Here is a 23,978-nt window from a genome sequence, read left to right as displayed (position 1 = left end):
GCCAGCATGAACTCAATGCGCTCCAGCGGCAGTTGGGAATCAATCGGCAGATACGCGGCCCCCGCCTTCCACACACCCAGAATCCCGACAACCATCTCCGGCCCACGCGGCAACCTCAACCCCACCACCGACTCCGGCCCAACCCCCCGACCCCGCAGATAGTGCGCCACCCGATTCGCCGCCGCATCCAACTCCCCATACGACACCTCCACACCCCCACTCACGACCGCCACCGCACCCGGAGCCGCAGCAGCCCACCCCTCGAACAGCTCCACCACCGACGCCTCGTTCGCGGGAGCCTCGGTGTCGTTCCACCCCACCACCAACCGGTCCCGCTCGCCGGAGTCCAGCACCGGCACCCCGCCGAGCGTCACATCGGACTCGGCGTCCAGGGCGTCCAGCAGATTCCGGGTCGTCGTCGAAAGCAGCCGTCCGACCGCCGTCGCATCGATCGGCGCCACGGCCTCCACCGTGAAGCTGACGGTGTCCGGGCCCAGGTCGTTGACCGCGACCGTCAGCGGGTAGTTGGTCCGCTCCCGGACATGGACGCGCCGGATTCCATCAATCGGCTGCTGTTCCCGCTCCGTGCTCGCGCCCTGGTCGGCGTGGCGGTAGTTGAAGAGGGCGGTGAAGAGGGGCGTGTTGCCCGCGATGCCGCTGGCCTGCTGGGCGACCGCCAGTGGAGCGTGCTCATGCTCCAGCAGCGCCGCCAGCTGGTCCCGCATGGCCTCCACCGCGGCCCGCACCCCGACCTGACCCGTCCGGGCCCGTACCGGCAGGGTGTTGATGAACGGGCCCAGCACCCGGTCGGCGCCCTCACCGGCGTTCATCCGCCCGAAGAGGACGGTCCCGAAGACCACGTCGTCCCGCCCAGACAGCACCGCCAGCACCCGCGACCACACCACATGCAGCACCGTCGCCGGACTGACCTCCAGCGCCCGAGCCGTGTCCCGCAGCCGCAACGCCAGGTCGCCCGGCAGCGGCACCAGTTCGGTGACGACCTCCGAACCGTCCCCCCGCACATCAAGGACGCCGAAGGGTGCGGTCGGCTCGGTCACATCACCCAGCAACCCGGCGAAGAACCGCTCATGGTCGGCCCGCGAGACCCGGCGGGTCTGGGCGACGAAGTTACGGAACGGCAGCGCAGGCGCCAGCTCATCCGCCCGGCCCGTCAGCACCGCCCGCAACTCCCGCAGCAGCACATCCATGCCCAAGTGATCCTGCAACATGTGATGCATCCGCACCGCGGCCAACCACCGGCCACCACCATCACCATCACCCGGCACCTCCGCCACATGCAGATCCATCAGCGGAGCCCGACCCAAGTCCATCGCCGAGCCGACGGCCTCCACCAGACCCGCGGGATCATCGATCCCGGGACCGGCCGCATGCTCGACCACCGGCAGCACGGCCCGCCGCCACACCACCTGCACCGGCTCCCGCGGTCCCTCCCAGACCACGGCCGTCCGGTAGATGTCGTGCCGGTCCACCACCTGCTGGAGCGCCCGCGCGAACTCGTCCAACCGGGCCCGTGAGTCGAACTCCATCACCCGCGCGGTGACATAGACATCCGCCGCGCCTTCGCCGGCCACGAGGTGGTGGAAGAGCATGCCTTCCTGGAGCGGCGCCAGCGGATACACATCCGCCACGTTCGCCGCGCCGCCCTCAACCGTGGCCACCACCTGGTCGATCTCGTCCTGGTCCAGCTCTACCAGCGGCAGCATCTCGGGGGTGATCCGCTCGGCGTCCGCCGGGATCAGGTTCTCCGGCACCTCCACCGACCCGGCCCCCGCAGCGCGCGCCAACCCGGCCGGGCTCGGCGCCTCGAACAGCGCCCGCACCGACACCGACACGCCCCGGTCACGCAACCGCTCCACCAGCGACACCGCCAGCAGCGAATGCCCACCGAGCTGGAAGAAGTTGTCCTCCACCCCGACCGACTCCAGCCCCAGCACCTCGGCGAACACCGCGCACAGGATCTCCTCCTGCACACTCGCCGGAGCCCGACCCGCACCGGATGCGAACTCCGGCTCCGGAAGCGCCCGCCGGTCCAGCTTCCCGTTCGCCGTCAGCGGCAACTCGTCCAGCGCCATGAACGCGGCCGGGACCATGTACTCCGGCAACCGCGCCGCCACCAGCTCCCGCAGCCCGTCCACGCCGGGCCCGTCCGACACCACGTACGCCACCAGGGCGCCCTCGTGAACCACCACCGCGGCCTGGGTCACATCGTCGTCCGACAGCAGCACGGCCTCGATCTCACCGGGCTCGATCCGGAACCCGCGCACCTTGACCTGCTGGTCCGCCCGCCCGGCGAACACCAACTGACCGTCCGGAGTCCACCGCGCCAGGTCCCCGGTCCGATACATCCGCCGCCCGGCGTCGAACGGAGACGCGATGAACCGCTCCCCCGTCAGCCCCGGACGATTCACATACCCCCGCGCCAGCCCGGCACCCGACACATACAGCTCACCCGTCACACCCACCGGCACCGGCTCAAGGCCCTCATCCAGCACATACAGCCGGGTGTTCGCGATCGGGCGCCCGAACGGCACCGGACCGGGGCGCTCAGCGTCCACTGTCTCCGCCGCCACCATCACCGTCGCCTCGGTCGGCCCGTACGTGTTCACCAACCGCCGACCCACAGACCACTCCCGCGCCACCGCCTCACTGATCGCCTCAGCACCCACGAGAAGGGTCTCCACGCCTGCGAGATCGCCCGGCTCCAGCACCCCCAGCAGCGACGGCACCACACTCGCCGCCCGCACACCCTCCAACTCCGCCAAACGACGGGGCTCCTCCCGCTGCTCCTCACTCGCGATCCACAACGCCGAACCCGACGACAACGCCACACCCACATCCAGCACCGACGCATCGAAACTGAACGAAGCGAACTGCAACACACCCACACCCGGACCAGCACCCATCACCGGCCCGAACACCGACACCAGATTCGCCAGACCGGCATGCGAGACCGCAACACCCTTTGGCGTCCCCGTCGACCCCGACGTATAGATCACATACGCCAAATCGCCGGCGATACCCGGCCTGACAGCCGACTCCCCCGGCTGCTCCAGATCCCCCACACCAAGGACAACCCCCACCCCCGCATCCCCGAGCATGAACTCCACCCGCTCAGCCGGAAGCTGCCCATCAACCGGCAGATACGCCGCCCCCGCCTTCCACACACCCAAAATCCCCACAACCATCTCCGGACCACGCGGCAACCTCAACCCCACCACCGACTCCGGCCCAACCCCCCGACCCCGCAAATAGTGCGCCACCCGATTCGCCGCCGCATCCAACTCCCCATACGACAGCTCCACACCCCCACTCACCACCGCAACCCCACCCGGAGCCGAAGCAACCCACCCCTCGAACGACTCCACCACACCCGGCGTCTGCGCAGCCGTCGTGTCGTTCCAGCGGTTCAGGATCAGGTCGCGTTCCGTGGTGTCCAGGACGTTCACCGTGCGGAGCCGGATGTCCGGCGTCGTGGTGACCGTGTCCAGTACGCGGGCGAACCACTCCGTCAGCCGTTCCGCCGTGGTCGTCTCGAAGAGGTCCGCGGAGGCGATCAGCGCGCCGCGCAGGCCGGTCGGGTGGCCGTCGGTGTCGAAGGTCTCCGTGAGGGAGATGTCGAGGTCGAAGCGGGCGGCCCTCGCTGTGGGGGCGTCCAGGGGGGAGCCGTCGGTGTGGATCTGGGGCAGGTCCAGGACCGCGCGGTCGGTGTTCTGGACGGTGAGGGTGACCTGGAAGAGGGGGTGCCGGGCGAGGGAGCGCTCGGGGGCGAGTTCCTCCACGAGGCGTTCGAAGGGCACGTCCTGGTGGGCCAGGGCGGCGAGGCTCGCCTCACGGACCCGGCGCAGTACCTCGCGGAATTCCGGGTCGCCGGACAGGTCGGTGCGGATGACGAGGGTGTTGACGAAGAAGCCGACCAGATCGTCCAGGGCCTCGTCCGTGCGCCCGGCCACCGCCGAGCCGATGGGGATGTCCGTGCCTGCGCCGAGCCGGGACAGGGTGACCGCCAGGGCGGCCTGGAGGACCATGAACGCGGTGACGCCCTCGGCGCGGGCCAGGTCGACCAGACGCTCATGGATGTCGGCCGGCAGGTGCATCGGGACGACATGGCCCCGGTGAGTGGCCAGGGCGGGGCGGGGGTGGTCGACCGGCAGGACGAGTTCCTCGGGGGCGCCGGTGAGGGTGCGGCGCCAGTGGTCGACCTGGGCGGAGAGGAGGCTCTCGGGGTCGGACTCGTCGCCGAGCAGGTCGCGCTGCCAGAGGGCGTAGTCGGCGTACTGCACCGGCAGGGGCCGCCAGTCGGGGGTTTCGCCTCGGGTCCGGGCCGTGTAGGCGGTGGAGAGGTCACGGCCCAGGGGGCCCAGGGACCAGCCGTCTCCGGCGATGTGGTGCATGACCACGACCAGGACATGGGTGCCGGGGTCGTCGTCGGGCTGGAAGAGCGTGGCGCGGAGGGGGAGTTCGGTGGCTAGGTCGAAGGTGTGGCGGGAGGCGGCGGTGGTGGCGTCGGCGAGTTCGGCGGAGGTGACCCGGGTGACCTGGAGGTCCCAGTGGACGTCCTGCGGGGCGATGATCTGCTGGTAGGGCTCGCCGTCGAGGAGGGTGAAGACGGTCCGCAGGGACTCGTGGCGGGTGATCACATCGCGCAGTGCCTCGGCCAGTGCGGGGATGTCGAGGTCTCCGGTGAGTCCGAGGACGGCGGGGATGTTGTAGCTGGGTCCGTGCAGCTGGGCCAGGAACCAGAGGCGGCGCTGCGCGAAGGAGAGGGGCAGCCGCTCGGGGCGCTCGGCGGCGGTGAGGGTGGTGCGGAGCCGACCGCCGCCCTCGGTGGTGAGTCGGGCGGCGAGGGAGGCGACGGTGGGGACCTCGAAGAGGGTGCGGACCTCGATCTCGACGCCGAGCGCGGCGCGGATGGCGGACACCAGGCGGACGGCGAGGAGGGAGTGGCCGCCGAGGTCGAAGAAGCTGTCGTCGACGCCGACCGTGCCGACGCCGAGGACCTGGGCGAACAGACCGCACAGGATCTCTTCCTGGGCCGTGGCCGGGCCGCGTCCGGCTCCGGTGGCGCCCGCGTACTCGGGGGCGGGGAGGGCCTTGCGGTCGAGTTTGCCGTGCACCGTCAGCGGCAGCGCGGGGAGGGTGGTCATGGCGGCCGGGACCATGTGGTCGGGCAGCCGCTGGGCGAGGGACTCCCGCAGTCCTTCGAGGTCGAGGTCGAGGGTGATGTTGCTGTCCAGGTCTTGGTCGGTGTGGGTGTGGGTGTCGGAGGGGACGAGGTAGGCCACCAGGCGCCGGTCCCCGGGGGTGTCCTCCCGGGCGACCACGGCGGCCTGGGCGATGTGCGGGTGGGCGGTGAGGGCGGCCTCGATCTCGCCGGGCTCGATGCGGAAGCCCCGGATCTTGACCTGGTCGTCGGCGCGTCCGGCGAACATCAGGCGTCCGTCGGGCGTCCAGCGGGCGAGGTCGCCGGTGCGGTACATCCGCTGCCCGGCGTCGAAGGGGGACGCCACGAAGCGTTCGCCGGTGAGCGCGGGGCGGCCCACATATCCGCGGGCCACTCCGGCGCCGGTCACATACAGCTCGCCCGGCACTCCGGCGGGGACGAGCTCAAGGGTGTCGTCCAGGATGTAGAGGCGGGCGTTGGCGATGGGCGTCCCGATGGAGGGTTCGGTGTCGGGGGTGAGGGGCTGGGACATCGACGCGCAGACGGTGGTCTCGGTCGGGCCGTAGGCGTTGACCATGCGGCGGCCGGGTGCCCAGCGCCCGACGAGGGCCGGGTCCAGCGCCTCACCGGCCGACACCAGGGTCCGTACGGTGGCCAGGTCGGCGGTGTCCAGGACGGCGAGGACGGCCGGTGGGAGCGTCACATGGGTGACGGCGTGGCGGGTGAGGAGCGCGGCGAGGCCGCCGCCCGGGGTGAGTTCGTCGGCCGGGGCGACGACGAGCGCGGCGCCGGAGCACAGGGCCATCAGGATCTCGGAGGTGGCGGCGTCGAATCCGATGGACGCGAACTGGAGGACGCGGGCGTCCGGGTCCACCGCGAACCGTTCGATCTGGGCGGTGGCCAGATTGACCGCGCCGCGGTGCTGGACGGCGACGCCCTTGGGGGTGCCGGTCGACCCGGAGGTGTAGATGACGTAGGCCAGGGCGTCCGGCGCGATGGGCGGCCGGGGCGGGCTGTCCGGGCAGGCGGCGAGCTGGGCCTGGACGTACGGGTCGTCCAGGGCGACCGGGAGGACACCGCGCAGGGGCAGTTCGTCCAGCACGTCCTCGACGCCGAGGACGACGGGGGTGCGGCTGTCGGCGAGCAGGAAGGCGATCCGTTCGGCCGGGTACTGCACATCGACCGGCAGATAGGCCGCCCCGGCCTTCAGGACGCCCAGGATGGTGGTGATGAGCCGGGTGCCGCGGGGCAGGCAGACCCCGACCACCGACTCGGGGCCGACACCGACACCGCGCAAGTAGTGCGCAAGCCGGTTGGCCTCGGCGTCGAGTTCCCGGTAGGTCAGCACGGTGTCGTCGCTGATCAGCGCGGTGGCCCCGGGCCTGGCCGCCACCTGGCGTTCGAACGCCTCGACGACGGTGCTGTCCGGTGGGGTGGTGGCGGTGTCGTTCCAGTCGGTGAGGACGCGCCGACGGGCGGCCGGGGCGAGCAGGGTCACGGTGTGCAGGGGGATGTCCGGGGCGCCGCGCAGGGTGGCGGCGAGGGCGGCGAGGACGTTCTCCATCGCTGTGCACAGCAGGTGGGCGACGGTCTCCGGGTCGATGGGGTCGACGGCGAGGACGGTGACGCTCATCCGGGTGGGGCTGTGGTCGTTGACGGCCGCGGCGAGCGGATAGTTGGTCTTGTCGCGGGCGAAGACGCTCTGGACGCCTTCGACGGTGTGGGTGTCGGCGGGGCCGGTCGTCCCATGGTCGTCGTGGCGGTAGTTGAGGAGCGTGGTGAACAGGGGGGCGCTGCCCGCGATGCCGCTGGCCTGCTGGGCGAGGGCCAGCGGGGCGTGCTCGTGCTCCAGCAGCGCGGCCAGCTGGTCCCGCATGCCCTCGACGGCGGCCCGTACCCCGATTCCGGAGGTCCGCACCCGTACCGGCAGGGTGTTGATGAACGGGCCCATGACCCGGTCGGCGCCCTCACCGGCGTTCAGCCGCCCGAACAGCACCGTCCCGAACACCACGTCGTCGCGGGCGGCCAGCGTGGCGAGCACCCGGGCCCACACCACATGGGACACCGTCGCCGGGCTCACCCCCAGCTCCCGGGTGACCCGCCGCAGCTCCGCCGTGACATGGTCGGGCAGCGGCACCTCCCGGCCCACCACATCGGAGCCGTCGCCCTGGACATCGAGCAGCCCGTACGGCGCGGTCGACTCGGTGACATCGCCCAGCAGCCCGGCGAAGAACCGCTCGTGCTCGGCCCTGGGGACCGCGCGGGTCTGCGCCACGAAGTTACGGAACGGCAGCGCGGGCCGCATGGCGTCGGTCCGCCCGGCCAGCACCGCCCGCAGCTCGCGCAGCAGCATGTCCATACCGGTGTGGTCCTGCACCATGTGATGCATCCGTACGGCGCCCAGCCACCGGCCCCCGCTGGCCTCGGCCACCTGCACATCCAGCAGCGGCGCGCGGCGCAGCTCCATCACGGACCCGGCGAGCGCCAGCAGCGCCCGGGTCGGCTCCGGGTGCGCGGCGTCGAGGGTGTGCTCCACGACGGGCAGTGCGGCATGCCGCCACACCACCTGGACGGGTTCCGGCAGCCCCTCCCAGACGACACCGGTCCGATACACGTCATGCCGGTCGACCACGTATTGCAGGGCGCGCAGGAATTCATCCAGCCGCGCCCGGCCGTCGAACTCGATCACCCGCACGGTGAGATAGACATCCTCGCCGCCACCGGCCATGAGGTGGTGGAAGAGCATGCCCTCCTGGAGAGGGGCCAGCGGGTAGATGTCGGCGACGTTCGGCGCCCCGCCGTCGACCGTGGCGACCACCGCGTCGGCCTCGGCCTGCGACAGCCGCACCAGCGGCAGCATCTCCGGTGTGATCCGCTCGGCGTCCGCCGGGATCAGATTCTCCGGCACCGCCACCGACCCGGCCCCCACCGCCCGCGCCAGCCCCGCCGGGGTCGGCGACGCGAACAGCGCCCGCACCGACACCGACACACCCCGCGCCCGCAACCGCTCCACCAACGACACCGCCAGCAGCGAATGCCCGCCCAGCCGGAAGAAGTCGTCGTCCACCCCGGCCGACTCCAGCCCCAGCACCTCCGCGAACACCTCGCAGAGGATCTCCTCCCGCACGGTCGCCGGCGCCCGACCACCACCGGTCGCGAACTCCGGCTCCGGAAGCGCCTGCCGGTCCAGCTTTCCGTTGGCAGTGAGCGGCAACTCGTCCAGCCCCATGAAGGCGGCCGGGACCATGTACTCCGGCAGACGGGATGCCACCAGCTCCCGCAGCCCGTCCACGTCCTGCAACGGCGGGACGACGTAAGCGACGAGGGCTTCGTCTCGGGCGATCACGGTGGCCTGGTCGATGTCCGGGTGGGTGAGGAGGACGGTCTCGATCTCGCCGGGCTCGATACGGAAACCGCGCACCTTGACCTGCTGGTCCGCGCGTCCGGCGAAGACGAGCTGTCCGTCCGGGGTCCAGCGGGCCAGGTCCCCGGTCCGATACATCCGCCGCCCGGCGTCGAACGGCGACGCCACGAAACGCTCACCCGTCAGCCCCGGACGATTCACATACCCGCGCGCCAGCCCAGCACCGGACACATACAGCTCACCAGCGACACCAGCAGGGACCGGCTCAAGGGCATCGTCCAGGACGTAGAGCCGGGTGTTGGCGATCGGGCGGCCGAAGGGCACCGGGCCCGGACGGTCGGCGTCCACCGTCTCCGCCGCCACCATCACCGTCGCCTCGGTCGGACCATACGTGTTCACCAACCGCCGACCCACAGACCACTCCCGCGCCACCACCTCACTGATCGCCTCAGCACCCACGAGAAGGGTCTCCACGCCTGCGAGATCGCCCGGCTCCAACACCCCCAGCAGCGACGGCACCACACTCGCCGCCCGCACACCCGACAGCTCCGCCAACCGCCGAGGCTCCTCCCGCTGCTCCTCACTCGCGATCCACAGCGCCGAACCCGACGACAACGCCACACCCACATCCAGCACCGACGCATCGAAACTGAACGACGCGAACTGCAACACACCCACACCCGGACCAGCACCCATCACCGGCCCGAACACCGACACCAGATTCGCCAGCGAGCCATGCGAGACCGCAACACCCTTCGGCGTCCCCGTCGACCCCGACGTATAGATCACATACGCCAAATCGCCAGCGACACCCGGCCTGACAGCCGACTCCCCCGGCTGATCCAGATCCTCCGTACCAAGGACGACCGAGACACCCGCGTCCGCGAGCATGAACTCGACGCGCTCCGGCGGCAGTTGGGAATCAATCGGCAGATACGCGGCCCCCGCCTTCCACACACCCAGAATCCCGACAATCACCTCCGGACCACGCGGCAACCTCAGCCCCACCACCGACTCCGGGCCAACCCCCCGACCCCGCAGATAGTTGGCCACCCGATTCGCCGCCGCGTCCAAATCGCCGTACGACAGCTCCACACCCCCACTCACCACCGCAACCCCACCCGGAGCCGAAGCCGCCCACCCCTCGAACAGCTCCACCACCGATGCCTCGGTCGCGGGTGCCTCGGTGTCGTTCCACTCGCTGAGGAGGCGGGTGCGTTCGCTCGGGGCGAGGACGGGGACGGCGTCGAGGGGGGTGTCCGGGGTGTCGGTGAGGGCGTTGAGGAGGTTCTCGGTCGTGGTCCGGAGGAGTCGGCCGACCTCGGCCGGGTCGATGGGCGCGGCGGCCTCGATGTTGAAGGTGACGCCGTCCGAGCCGAGGTCGCTGACGGCGACGGTCAGCGGGTAGTTGGTGCGGTCCCGCGCGGAGACGGTCTGGACGCCCTCCAACTGCTGGGGCCGACCGCTGTCGGTGCCGGTGCGGCTGCCGTGGTGCCAGTAGTTGAAGAGGGAGGTGAAGAGCGGGGTGTTCCCGGCGACTCCGCTGGCCTGCTGGGCGACCGCCAGGGGCGCGTGCTCATGTTCCAGCAGGGCCGCCAGTTGGTCCCGCATCGCGTTCACCGCGGCGCGCACCCCGACTCCGCCGGTCCGGACGCGTACCGGCAGGGTGTTGATGAAGGGGCCCAGGACGCGGTCGGCCCCGGCACCGGCGTTCATCCGGCCGAACAGCACGGTCCCGAAGACCACGTCGTCCCGCCCGGAGAGGGCCGCCACCACGCGGGCCCACACCACATGGAGGACCGTCGCCGGGCTGACGCCCAGATGCCGGGCCACTTCCTGGAGCCGCTCGACGGCTTCCCCGGAGAGGGGGAACGACCCGGTGGCCACTCCGCTGCCGTCCCGACGCACGTCGAGCAGCCCGTAGGGGGCGGTCGGCTCGGTGACATCGCCCAGGAGCCCGGCGAAGAACCGCTCGTGCTCGGCGCGCGGGACCCGCCGGGTCTGCGCCACGAAGTTGCGGAACGGCAGGGCCGGTGTCAGGTCCTCGGTCTCGCCGGTGAGGACCGCTCGCAGTTCGCGCAGCAGCACATCCTTGCCCAGGTGGTCCTGGAGCATGTGGTGCATGCGGATCAGGGCCAGCCAGCGGCCTTGCGGCAGCTCGGTTACGTGGAGGTCCATCAGTGGGGCGCGGCCCAGCTCCATCGCCAGTCCCGCCGCGTTCAGCAGGGCGTCCGACGCCGTCGCCGCGTCATGGTCGTCAAGGTCGAGGGTGTGGACGGTGGTCGTCAGTTCCGCGTGGCGCCAGACGACCTGGACCGGTTCGCGCAGGCCCTCCCAGACCACACCTGTGCGGTAGATGTCGTGCCGGGCCACGACCTGCTGGAGCGCCTGGGTGAACTCGTCCAGGCGGGCCCGTGAGTCGAACTCCATGGTGCGCGCGGTGACATAGACGTCCGAGCCCTCGTCCGCCATGAGGTGGTGGAAGAGCATGCCCTCCTGGAGCGGCGCCAGCGGGTACACATCCGCCACGTTCGCCGCGCCACCCTCGACCGCCGCCACCACCACGTCGATCTCGGCCTGGTCCAGTTCCACCAGCGGCAGCATCTCGGGGGTGATGTGCTGGGCATCGGCCGGGATCAGGTTCTCCGGCACCTCCGCAGACCCAGCCCCCACCGCGCGCGCCAGCCCCGCCGGGGTCGGCGCCTCGAACAGCGCCCGCACCGGCACCGACACACCCCGGGCGCGCAACCGCTCCACCAGCGACACCGCGACCAGTGAGTGCCCGCCGAGCCGGAAGAAGTCGTCCTCGACCCCGACCGACTCCAGCCCCAGCACCTCCGCGAACACCGCGCAGACGATCTCCTCCTGCACGGTCGCCGGCGCCCGGCCCGCACTCGTGGCGTACTCGGGCTCCGGGAGGGCCCGGCGGTCCAGCTTGCCGTTGGCGGTCAGGGGCAGCTCGTCCAGGGTGACGAAGGCGGCCGGGACCATGTACTCGGGCAGCCGCGACGCCACCAGCTCCCGCAGGCCGTCCACGTCCTGGACCGAGGGCACGACATACGCCACCAGCACATCGTCTCGGGCCACCACAGCGGCCTGGGCGACATCGGTGTGCGTCAGCAGGACGGTCTCGATCTCACCGGGCTCGATCCGGAACCCACGTACCTTGACCTGCTGGTCGGCCCGCCCGTCGAACATCAACTGCCCGTCCGGCGTCCAGCGGGCCAGGTCCCCGGTGCGGTACATCCGCCGCCCGGCGTCGAACGGGGACGCGACGAACCGCTCCCCGGTCAGCCCGGGGCGATTGACATACCCGCGCGCCAGACCGGCACCGGCCACATACAGCTCACCCGTCACACCGACCGGCACCGGCTCCAGCGCGTCATCCAGCACATACACCTGCGTGTTGGCGATCGGGCGGCCGAACGGCACCGGCCCCGAGCGCTCACCATCCACGTCCCCGATCGCCGCGATCACCGTGCTCTCGGTCGGCCCGTAAGCGTGCACCAGCCGACGACCCACAGACCAGTCCCGCGCGACCGCCTCACTGATCGCCTCGGAACCCACCACCATCGGACCAACATGCGCGAGAGCGGAAGGCTCCAGCACCCCCAGCAGCGACGGCACCACACTCGCCGCCCCGACACCCTCCAGCTCCGCCAGCCGCTGCGGCTGCTCCCGCTGCTCATCGCTCGCGATCCACAACGCCGAACCCGACGACAGCGCCACACCCACATCCAGCACCGACGCGTCGAAACTGAACGAAGCGAACTGCAACACACCCACACCCGGGCCCGCACCCATCACCGGCCCGAACACCGACACCAGATTCGCCAGCCCGGCATGCGAGACCGCAACACCCTTCGGCATCCCCGTCGAACCCGACGTGTAGATCACATACGCCAGGTCGCCGACGACACCCGGAGCCTGCCCCGACTCCCCCGGCTGATCCAGATCCTCCACACCGAGGACAACCCCCACACCCGCGTCCGCGAGCATGAACTCCACCCGCTCAGCCGGAAGCTGCCCATCAACCGGCAGATACGCCGCCCCCGCCTTCCACACACCCAGAATCCCGACGATCACCTCCGGCCCACGCGGCAACCTCAGCCCCACCACCGACTCCGGACCAACCCCCCGACCCCGCAGATAGTGCGCCACCCGATTCGCCGCCGCATCCAAATCGGCGTACGACAGCTCCGCACCCTGGCTCACAACCGCCGGGGCGTCCGGCGTGGTCGCAGCCCAGCGCTCGAACAGCTCCACCACCGACGCGTCCGGCACCTCCGTCGCCGTGTCGTTCCAGTCCACGAGGAGGCGGTTGCGTTCGCGGGGGTCCAGGACGTGGATGTGGGCGAGTGCGGTGTCGGGGCCGGTGTCGAGGGCTCGCAGGACGTTCTCGGTGGTCGTGGCGAGGAGGCGGCCCACCTCGGTGGCGTCGATGGGGGCGACGGCTTCGACGGTGAAGCTGAAGCTGTCGGGTCCGAGGTCGTTGACGGCGACGGACAGGGGGTAGTTGGTGCGCTGCCGGACGAGGACGCTGCGGACCCCCTCCATGGCCTGCGGTTCGCCGCCGGACTCGGTGCCGTGTTCGGTCGTCTCCGGGCCGCCCAGGCCGCGGTCCGCGTAGCGGTAGTTGAAGAGGGAGGTGAACAGGGGGGTGTTGCCGGTGATGCCGCTGGCCTGCTGGGCGAGGGCCAGGGGGGCGTGCTCGTGTTCCAGGAGGGCGGCGAGTTGCTCCCGCATGGCCTGTACGGCGGCCCGTACGCCGGTTCCGGTGGTGCGGACGCGGACCGGGAGGGTGTTGATGAAGGGGCCGAGGGCCCGGTCGGCGCCGACACCGGCGTTCATCCGGCCGAAGAGGAGGGTGCCGAAGACCACGTCGTCGCGGCCGGAGAGGACGGCGAGGACGCGGGCCCACACCACATGCAGGACGGTCGCCGCGCCGACGCCGAGTTCGCGGGCGGTCTCGCGCAGGCGTACGGCCACCTCGGGCGGGAGGGGGACGACCTTGCGGACCACTCCGGTGCCGTCGCCCCGGACGTCGAGGACGCCGAGGGGTGCGGTGGGTTCGGTGATGTCGCCGAGCAGGGCGGCGAAGAAGCGCTCCTGGTCGGTGCGGGAGACACCGCGGGTCTGGGCGACGAAGGTGCGGAACGGGAGGGCCGGTGCGAGGTGTTCGGCCCGGCCGTCGAGGACCGCGCGGAGTTCGCGCAGCAGCATATGGGTGCCCAGGTGGTCCTGGAGCATGTGGTGCATGCGCAGCAGGCCCAGGCACCGGCCGTCGCCGGTCTCCGCCACATGGAGGTCCATGAGGGGGGCGCGTCCGAGGTTCATGGCGGAGCCGCCTGCGTCCACCAGGGCGTCGACCCAGCGGGCGGGGTCGTCGGAGTCGATGTCGATGTCGAGGGCGTGCTCGATGACGGGGAGGTCGATGTGGCGCCAGACGACCTGGACGGGTTGCGGGAGGCCCTCCCAGACGACGGCGGTGCGGTAGATGTCGTGCCGGTCGATGACATGCCGCAGGGCCTGGGCGAAGGCGTCCAGGCGGGCGCGGGAGGCGAACTCCACGACACGGACGGTGAGATAGACATCGGTGCCCGAGCCGGCCATGAGGTGGTGGAAGAGCATGCCCTCCTGGAGCGGCGCGAGGGGGTAGACATCGGCGATATTGGCGGCGCCGCCCTCGACGGTGGCGGCGATGCGGTCGATGTCGGCCTGGGTGAGGTCGACCAGGGGGAGCATGCCGGGGGTGAGGTGGTCGGCGTCGGCGGGGATGAGGTTGTCAGGGACCTCGACGGAGGTGACCGCCGCCGCTCGGGCCAGTCCGGCGGGGGTGGGTGACTCGAAGAGGGCCCGTACCGAGACCGGGACGCCCCGGCCGCGCAGGCGCTCGACCAGGGACACGGCGAGCAGGGAGTGGCCGCCGAGGCGGAAGAAGTCGTCGTCCACGCCGACCGATCGCAGGCCGAGGATCTCGGCGAAGGCGGCGCAGAGCATCTCTTCCTGGACGCTGGCGGGGCCGCGGCCCGCTCCGGCGGCGTACTCCGGGGCGGGGAGGGCCTTGCGGTCGAGTTTGCCGTTGGCGGTGAGCGGCAGTTCGGGCAGGACGATGACCGCGGCCGGGATCATATGGTCGGGGAGGCGTCCGCGCAGATGGTCGCGGAGGGCTTCCGGGTCGACGTCGTCCCTGGCCGGGACGGCGTAGGCGACGAGGCGTTTGTCACCGGGGGCGTCCTCGCGGACGATGATCGCGGCCTGGGCGAGGTCGGGGTGGGTGAGGAGCGCGGTCTCGATCTCGCCGGGTTCGATCCGGAAGCCGCGGACCTTGATCTGGTCGTCTGCGCGGCCGTGGAAGACGAGTTGGCCGTCGGGGGTCCACTTGACGAGGTCGCCGGTGCGATACATGCGCTGGCCGGTGTCGAAGGGGGACGCCACGAAGCGTTCGCCGGTCAGCGCGGGGCGGCCGACATACCCGCGGGCCACTCCGGCGCCCGCCACGTACAGCTCGCCGGTGACGCCGACGGGGACGGGCTGGAGGGCCTGGTCGAGGGCGTACATCCGGGTGTTGGCGAGGGGGGTGCCGATGGGGAGGGCGCTGCCGGTGAGGGAGGTGGCCGTCAGTTCGGTGGTGGCGACGCCGACGGTGGTCTCGGTGGGCCCGTAGTGGTTGTGGACGCGGCGGCCGGTGGCGTGGGCGGTGGTGATGAGGTCGCGTACCCAGCCCGGGGCGGCGGCTTCGCCGCCGAGGACGAGGGAGCGGGTGGGCAGCAGGGGTTCATGGCCGACGGCGGCGGTGAGGGCGGCGAGATGGGAGGGGACGACCTTGTAGGCGTCGATGGCCTGTGCGGCGAGGGAGTCGGCGACGGCCGCCGGGTCGGTCACGGTGTCGGCGTCCAGGACGTGGATCCGGCCGCCGGTGGCGAGGGCGGCGAAGACCACGGTGTTGCCGAGGTCGGTGACCTGGGCCTGGAGGAGGGCGTAGCGGGCGTCCGGGTCGGTCCAGCCGAGCCGGGCGGAGACGGAGGCCACATAGTTGGCCAGTGATCCCTGGGTGACGCCGACGCCCTTGGGCAGGCCGGTGGAGCCGGAGGTGTAGATGACGTAGGCGAGGGCGGCCGGGTCGGTTGAGGGGGTGGGCGGGGTGCCCGGGTTTCCCGGTACGTCCAGGCCCGCGAAGTCTGCGAGGTCCTTCCGGTCCTCCAAGTCCGCCCTGTCTTCGAGGTCTTCGAGGTCTTCCAGGGCGACCGTGGGGATGGGCAGGTCGGTGGGGGTGTGGCGGGTGCCGAGGAGGAGGCGGGCGCCGCTGTCGGTGAGCAGGAACGCGGTGCGCTCCGGGGGGAGTTCGGGGTCGATGGGGAGGTAGGCGGCGCCGGATTTCCAGACGGCGAGGGTCGCGGTGATCATCTGGGCGCCGCGGGGCAGGGCGAGGGCGACGATGGTCTCGGGGCCGACGCCCTGGGCGCGGAGGTGGCGGGCGAGGCGGTCGGCCGCGGTGTCGAGGGTGCCGTAGGTGGTCTCGGTGCCGTCGGCGTGGAGTGCGGTGGTGTGGGGGTGGGTGGCCGCGTGCTGCTCGAAGCGGGCGAGGACGGCGGGGGCCCGGGTGTCGGTCGCCGTGTCGTTCCAGGTGTGCAGGACGAGGTGGCGTTCGTCGGCGTCGAGGACGTCGACTTCGGACAGGGGGGTGTCCGGGGTGGTGGTGACGGTGTCGAGGACGCGGGTGAACCAGTCGGCGAGGCGGGCGGCGGTGGCGGCGTCGAAGAGGTCGGCGGCGGCGTTGACGGTGCCGTGGAGTCCGGCCGGGTGACCGTCGGTGTCGTAGGTCTCGCGGAGGTGGATGTCCAGGTCGAAGCGGGCGGCGGTGGCGGAGCCGTCGAGGGGGTCGGCCTGGATGCCGGGGAGGGCGAGGATGCCGGGTTCCTGGTTGCGCAGGGTCAGCATGATCTGGAACAGGGGGTGCCTGACCAGGGAGCGTTCGGGGGCGAGGGCCTCCACCAGGCGCTCGAAGGGGACGTCCTGGTGGGCGAACGCGCCGAGGCTGGCCTCCCTGACCCGGGCCAGTACCTGCCGGAACTCGGGGTCGCCGGACAGGTCGGTACGGAGGACGAGGGTGTTGACGAAGAAGCCGACGAGGTTGTCGAGGGCTTCGTCGGTGCGGCCGGCGACGGCGGTGCCGACGGGGATGTCCTGTCCGGCGCCGAGGCGGGAGAGGGTCACGGCCAGCGCGGCCTGGACGACCATGAAGGCGGTGGCGCCCTCGGCCCTGGCCAGCTCCGCGATCCGGCGGTGCGTCGCGGCGGGGACGCGGACGGGCACCAGGTGCCCGGTGTGGCTCGGGGCGGCGGGGCGGGAGCGGTCGGCGGGCAGGGTGAGTTCCTCGGGGGCGCCGGTGAGGGTGCGGCGCCAGTAGTCCACCTGGGAGGACAGGGGGCTGGCCGGGTCGTTCTCGTCGCCGAGCAGATCGCGCTGCCAGAGGGCGTAGTCGGCGTACTGGACCGGGAGCGGCGCGAAGACGGGCTGTTCGCCCCGGGTGCGGGCGGTGTAGGCGGTGGAGAGGTCGCGGCCGAGGGGGGCGTGGGACCAGCCGTCGTTGGCGATGTGGTGGAGGACGAGGACGAGGGCGTGGTCGTCCGGGCCGAGGTGGAACAGCGAGGCGCGGACGGGTACGTCGGCCGACAGGTCGAAGGCGTGGCGGGTGGCGCGGGCGACGGCGGCGGGGAGTTCTCCGGGGGTCACCGGGGACACGGTGAGGTCCCAGTCGAGGGTGTCGGCGTCGAGGATGTGCTGGTAGGGGTGGCCGTCGGCGGTGCGGTAGACGGTGCGCAGGGGTTCGTGGCGGGCGAGGACGTCCCGCAGGGCGGCGGTGAGGGCGGGGATGTCCAGGGCGCCGGTCAGCCGCAGGGCGACGGGCATGTTGTAGGTGGGGCTGGGGCCTTCCATCTGGCCGAGGAACCAGAGGCGTTGCTGGGCGAAGGAGAGCGGGGGGAGTTCGGGGCGGGTGGTGGCGCGCAGCGGGAGGCGGGTCTCCTCGGGGGTTTCGCCGGGGCCGGTGAGGCGGGTGGCGAGTCCGGCCGGGGTGGGGGCCTCGAAGAGGGTCCGGATGCGGACCTCGGCGCCGAGCCGGCCCCGGATGCGGGACAGCAGCCGGATGGCGAGGAGGGAGTGGCCGCCTTGGTCGAAGAAGCTGTCGTCGACGCCGAAGGTGTCCAGGCCGAGGACCTGGGCGAAGATCTCGCAGAGGGCGGTCTCGGTGGGTCCGGCGGGGGCGCGGCGCGCGCCGGTGGTGGGGTCGTCGGGGTCGGGGAGGGCCTTGCGGTCGAGTTTGCCGTTGGGGGTGAGCGGCAGTTCGGGCAGGACGACGACGGTGGCGGGCACCATGTGGGCGGGGAGGCGGCGGGCGGTGAAGTCGCGCAGGTCGGTGTCCGTGGCGTCGCCGGGCGCGGTGAGGACGGCGTAGGCGAGGAGCCGGGTGTCGTCCGCGGTGGTGCCGGGGCGGGCGATGACGGCGGCGCGGGCGACGGCGGGGTGGTCCAGCAGGGCCGCCTCGACCTCGCCGGGTTCGACGCGGTAGCCGCGGATCTTGACCTGGGTGTCGGCGCGGCCGAGGAAGACGAGTTGTCCGTCGGGGGTCCACTTCACCAGGTCGCCGGTGCGGTACATCCGTTCGCCGCCGGGGCCGTAGGGGCAGGCCACGAAGCGTTCGCCGGTCAGGGCGCGCTGTCCCGCGTAGCCGCGGGCGAGGCCGGTGCCGGAGACGTAGAGTTCGCCGGTCACCCCGGTGGGGACGGCGGTGAGGGCGTCGTCGAGGACGTAGAGGCGGGTGTTGGCGAGGGGTCTGCCGATCGGGACGGCTCCGGTGGCGAGGACCGCCGGGGTGAGTTCGGCGGTGGTCACGCCGATGGTGGTCTCGGTGGGCCCGTAGTGGTTGTGGACGCGGCGGCCGGTGGTGTGGGCGGTGGTGACGAGGTCGCGCAGCCAGGCCACGGGTGCGGCCTCGCCGCCGAGGACGAGGGAGCGGGCGGGCAGGACGGCGTCCGCTCCGGTGTCGGCGGAGAGGGCGGCGAGGTGGGAGGGGACGGCCTTGACGTGGTCGATGGCGTGGTCGCGGAGGTGCCCGGTCACGGCGGCGGGGTCGGTGACGGCGTCGGCGTCCAGGACGTGGAGCTGTCCGCCGGTGGCGAGGCTGATGAAGACGACGGTGTTGCCGAGGTCGGTCATCTGGGGCTGGAGCAGGGCGTAGCGGGCGCCCGCGCCGGTCCAGCCGAGGCGCTCCGACGCCGAGGCCACATAGTCGGCGAGGGCCCCGTGGGTGACCATCACGCCCTTGGGGGTGCCGGTGGAGCCGGAGGTGTACAGCACGTAGGCCAGGCAGCCGGGGGCGGTGTCGGCGGGCGGGGCGGAGTCGGGGGCGGTGCGGGAGTCGGTGCCGGGGTCGGGGTCCGTGGTGAGGGCCTCGTCGATCCAGGCGACGGGGACGCCGGGTGAGTGACCGGCGACGGCGGGGCCACTGGCACGGTCGGTGAGCAGGGCGCGGGCGCCGCTGTCGGCGAGCATATGGGCGACCCGGTCGGGCGGGAGGTCGCGGTCGAGGGGCAGATAGGCGGCGCCGGTCCGCCAGACCCCGAGGATCGCGGTGATCATCTCGGCGCCGCGGGGCAGGCACAGTCCGACGACGGATTCGGCGCCGACCCCGAGGGCGCGCAGCTGACCGGCGATACGGGCGGCGGACGCGTCGAGGGCACGGTAGGTGACCTCGGTGCCGTCGGCGACGAGGGCGGTGGCGTCGGGGGTGGCGGTGACCTGGTCGTGGAAGCGGTGGACGATCGCGCGGGGGACGCCGGGGACGGCGGTGTCGTTCCAGCGGTGGAGGACCCGGTCGCGTTCGGCGGGGTCGAGGAGGTCGACGGCGCTGAGGCGGATGCCGGCGGTCGCGGTGACGGTGTCGAGGACGCGCAGGAACCAGGCGGCCATCCGGTCGGCGGTCCCGGCGCGGAACAGGTCGGCGGAGAGGGTGACCTGGGCGCGGAGTCCCGCCGGTTCGCCCTGGTCGTCGAAGGTCTCGCCGAGGGTGAAGTGCAGGTCGTAGCGGGAGGGGGGTGCGGCGGCGGCGAGGTCGGGGCCGGTGGCCGGGTGGGCGCCGGGCAGGGTGAGTTCGGCGCGTTCGACGTTCTGCACGGTCAGCATGGTCTGGAACAGCGGGTGCCGGGCCAGGGTGCGGGTGCCGACGAGTTCTTCCACGAGCCGTTCGAAGGGGACGTCCTGGTGGGCGAGGGCGCCGAGGCCGGCCTCCTTGACCTGGGCGAGGATCTCCCGGAAGGCGGGGTCGTGGGCGAGGTCGGCGCGGATGACCAGGGTGTTGACGAAGGAGCCGACGAGGTCGTCGAGGGCGGCGTCGGAGCGTCCGGCGACGGGGATGCCGAGGGTGATGTCGGTGCCCGCGCCGAGCCGGGACAGCAGGACCGCCAGGGCGGCCTGGAGGGCCATGGACGGGGTGACGTTCTCGGCGCGGGCGAGGCGCAGCAGCCGGCGGTGGATGTCGGCGGGGACATGGAAGGGGACGCGGTGTCCTCGGTGGCTCGGTTCGGCGGGCCTGGGCAGGTCGGCGGGGAGCGCCAGTTCCTCCGGCGCTCCGGCGAGGGTGCGGCGCCAGTGGTCGACCTGGGTGGAGAGCAGGCTGTCCGGGTCGTCGGTGTCGCCGAGGAGGTCGCGCTGCCAGAGGGCGTAGTCGGTGTACTGCACGGGCAGCGGGGTGAACGCGGGCTCCTCGCCCCGCGACCGGGCGGTGTAGGCGGCCGACAGGTCCCGGCTCAGGGGGCCCATGGACCAGCCGTCGGAGGCGATGTGGTGCAGCACGACGACGAGGAGGCGCTCGCCGTCCCCGGCGTCGAACAGCCAGGCGCGGAGCGGGAGTTCGGCGGCGAGGTCGAAGGTGTGCCGCATGGCCCGGCCCGCCGCCCCGGCCAGCCCGCCGGGCGCGACCGGGACGACGGGAAGGTCCCAGTCGAGATCCTGCGGGTCCAGGATCAGCTGGTACGGCTCTCCGTCGACGGCCGGGAAGAGGGTGCGCAGCGATTCGTGCCGGGCGATCACATCGCGGAACGCGTCGGCGAGGAGCGCGGCGTCGGTGTCGGCGCCGAGACGGATCGGGGCGGCGATGTTGTAGGTGGAGCCGGTGCCTTCGAGCTGGGCGAGGAACCACAGCCGGCGCTGCGCGAACGACAGCGGGACCCGCTCGGGCCGCTGGACGGGGCGCACGGCGGTACGGGTGCGTCCGGCGGCGTCGGTGGTGAGCCGGGCGGCGAGCGTGGCGACCGTCGGGGCCTCGAAGAGGAGCCGCAGCGGGAGTTCGGTGCCGAGGTCGGCGCGGATGCGGGAGATCAGCCGGACGGCGAGGAGGGAGTGACCGCCGAGGGCGAAGAAGCTGTCGTCGACGCCGACGGAGTCCACGCCGAGGATGTCGGCGAAGGCGGCGCAGAGGAGTTCCTCCTCGGCGGTGGCGGGGGCGCGGCCCGCTCCGGTGGTGTACTCGGGCGCGGGGAGCGCCGTGCGGTCGAGCTTGCCGTTGACGGTGAGCGGCAGGGCGTCGAGGGCGACGAAGGCTGCCGGGACCATGTGCTGGGGCAGCCGTTCGGCGGTGAAGGCGCGCAGGGCGTCGGGGTCGATAGCGGGGCGGCTCTCGGTGCCGGGGTCTGCGTCGGCGTCGGGGTTTGCGGCGGGGACGAGGTAGGCGACCAGTCGCCGGTCGCCCGGGGTGTCCTCGCGGGCGATGACGGCGGTGGCCGTGATGCCGGGGTGGGTGAGGAGGGCGGCCTCGATCTCGCCGGGCTCGATACGGAAGCCGCGGACCTTGACCTGGTCGTCGGCGCGGCCGAGGTAGGTGAGCTGTCCGCCGGTCGTCCACTTCACCAGGTCGCCGGTGCGGTACATGCGTTCGCCGCCGGTGCCGTAGGGGTTGGCGACGAAGCGTTCCCCGGTGAGCGCGGGGCGGCCGAGGTAGCCGCGGGCGAGTTGGACCCCGGCCAGATACAGTTCGCCGCCCACTCCGGGCGGTACGGGGGTGAGGTGTGCGTCGAGGACGAAGACCCGGGTGTTGGCGACGGGCGTCCCGATGGGGACCGGTCCGGTGTCCTGGGCGGGGTCGCAGGCCCAGGCGGTGACATCGACGGCGGCCTCGGTCGGCCCGTACAGATTGTGCAGCTCGGTGCCGGGGAAGGCGGCGAGGAAGCGGGTCTGGGTGGCGAGGGAGAGCGCCTCGCCGCTGCACACCACCCGCCGCAGCCCGGGCAGCGGGCCCACGTCGGCCTGGAGGAAGGCGTCCAGCATGGAGGGCACGAAGTGCGCCGTGCCGATGTCCTGGGCGCGGATCACCTCGGCCACGTAGCCGGGGTCGCGGTGGCCGCCGGGCCGGGCCACCACCAGCGTCGCGCCCCACACCAGGGTGCCGAGCAGCTCCCACACCGAGACATCGAAGACGGTGGGTGTCTTGTGCAGGACCCGGTCCCCGGGACCGAGCCCGTAGTGGTCGCGCATCCACACCAGGCGGTTGACGATGCCGCGGTGCGACACCAGCACGCCCTTGGGGCGTCCCGTCGAGCCGGAGGTATAGATCACATAGGCGGCGCTGTCGGGGTGGGGCGCGGGCAGTGGTCCGGTGCCGTGGGGGTCGTGGGTGTCGTGGGTGTTGTCGGCGGCGACGCGTGCCACGGTCGCCGGGTCGTCCAGCACCACGGCGGGGGCGGCGTCCGCGAGGAGCAGTGCCACCCGCTCCGCCGGGTACTCGGGGTCGACCGGCAGATAGGCGGCCCCCGCCTTGAGCACGCCCCACAGGGCGACGAGCAGTTCGACGCCGCGCTCCAGGACGACGGCGACGGTCGTGCCCTCGCCCGCGCCGCGTCCGGCGAGGTACCGGGCGACCCGCCCGGCGCGCGCGTCCAGTTCGCCGTAGGTCAGCTCCGTCCCCTCGTACACCACCGCGACCGCGTCCGGGGTGTGGCGGGTCCGGGCCTCGAAGAGGGAGGGGAGGGTGAGTGCCTCCGCGTCGGGCCGGGCGGGGGTCGCCGTGTCGTTCCAGTCGGTGAGCAGCCGGTGCCGTTCGTCGGCGTCCAGGACGTCGACGGTGTGCAGCCGCAGATCGGGGTCGGCGGCGACGGCCTCCAGGACCCGTTCGAACCGGCGGGCGATCATCTCGGTCGTCGGGATGTCGAAGAGGGCGTCGGCGGCGATGAGATGGCCGGTGAGCCCGGCGGGGCGGCCCCGGCCGTCGTGGCGTTCCTCGATCATCGCTTCGAGGTCGAAGCGGGCCGCCGGAAGGGCCGACGGCAGGGCCTCGACGGTGACGCCGGGCAGTTCCAGGGTGGCCTGGGCCGCGTTCTGCACGGTCAGCATGGTCTGGAACAGCGGGTGCCGGTCCAGGGAGCGTTCGACGGTCAGGTCCTCCACCAGCCGCTCGAACGGCACGTCCTGATGGGCGAACGCGCCGAGGCTGGTCTCCCGCACCCGGGCCAGCACCTCCCGGAACGCCGGGTCGCCGGACAGGTCGGTGCGCAGGACGAGGGTGTTCACGAAGAAGCCGATGAGGTCGTCCAGGGCCTCATCCGTACGGCCCGCGACGGCCGACCCGATCGGGATGTCCGTCCCGGCGCCGAGCCGGGACAGGGTCACGGCCAGCGCCGCCTGGAGCACCATGAACGGGGTGACGCCCTCGGCGCGGGCCAGCTTCGCCAGGCGCCGGTGGGTGCGCGCCGGCACCCGTAGCGGCACGCGGTGCCCGGTGCGGTCGGCGGCGGTGCCGCACGGCCGGTCGGCGGGCAGGGTCAACTCCTGCGGGAGGCCCGCCAACTGCCTTCGCCAGTAGTCGAGTTGGGTGGCCAGGCGGCTGGCCGGGTCGGACTCGTCGCCGAGCAGTTCCCGCTGCCAGAGGGTGTAGTCGGCGTACTGCACCGGCAGCGGCTCCCAGCCGGGGGCCTCGCCGCGCAGCCGGGCCGCGTACGCCCGGGACAGGTCGCGGCCCAGCGGGCGGTGCGAGGAGGCGTCGGTGGCGATGTGGTGCAGCACCAGCAGCAGGACGTGCTCGTCCGGCGCCTGGGTGAGCAGCACCGCGCGGAACGGTATGTCGCGGGCGAGGTCGAAGGGGGCGCGGGCCGCGGTCAGCGCGGCGGCGGCCACCTCCTCGGGGGCGGTGGGGCGCACCGCCAATTCCCAGTCGAGTTCCGCCGGATCGAGAATTCGCTGATACGGCTCACCGGCTTCGGCGGGAAATACGGTCCGCAGGGATTCATGGCGTTCCAGTACGTCCCGCAGGGCCGCGGCCAATGCCGTGGAGTTCACCGGTCCGTGCAACGCCAGGGTGATGACGTTGTTGTAGGCGAGGCCCGAATTCTCCAGCTGAGAAAGGAACCAGAGCCGGCGTTGGGCGAACGACAGCGGGATCAT

At 72.4% G+C, this 23,978-nt stretch carries 1 protein-coding gene (cut by a window edge); it reads right to left on the bottom strand.

Annotated elements, in window-relative coordinates; all coding sequences use genetic code 11:
* Nucleotides 1-23,978 carry the 5' portion of a non-ribosomal peptide synthase/polyketide synthase gene (locus ABZX40_RS05405; protein WP_355741752.1) on the bottom strand. It extends 17,584 nt beyond the left edge of the window, so 23,978 of the gene's 41,562 nt are visible here — the first part of the coding sequence; its start codon is at nucleotides 23,976-23,978; the stop codon falls past the left edge of the window.

This window comes from Streptomyces sp. NPDC004610 (genome assembly GCF_040609715.1).
GTDB lineage: Bacteria > Actinomycetota > Actinomycetes > Streptomycetales > Streptomycetaceae > Streptomyces.
This window is presented reverse-complemented; position numbering and strand designations above follow the sequence as displayed.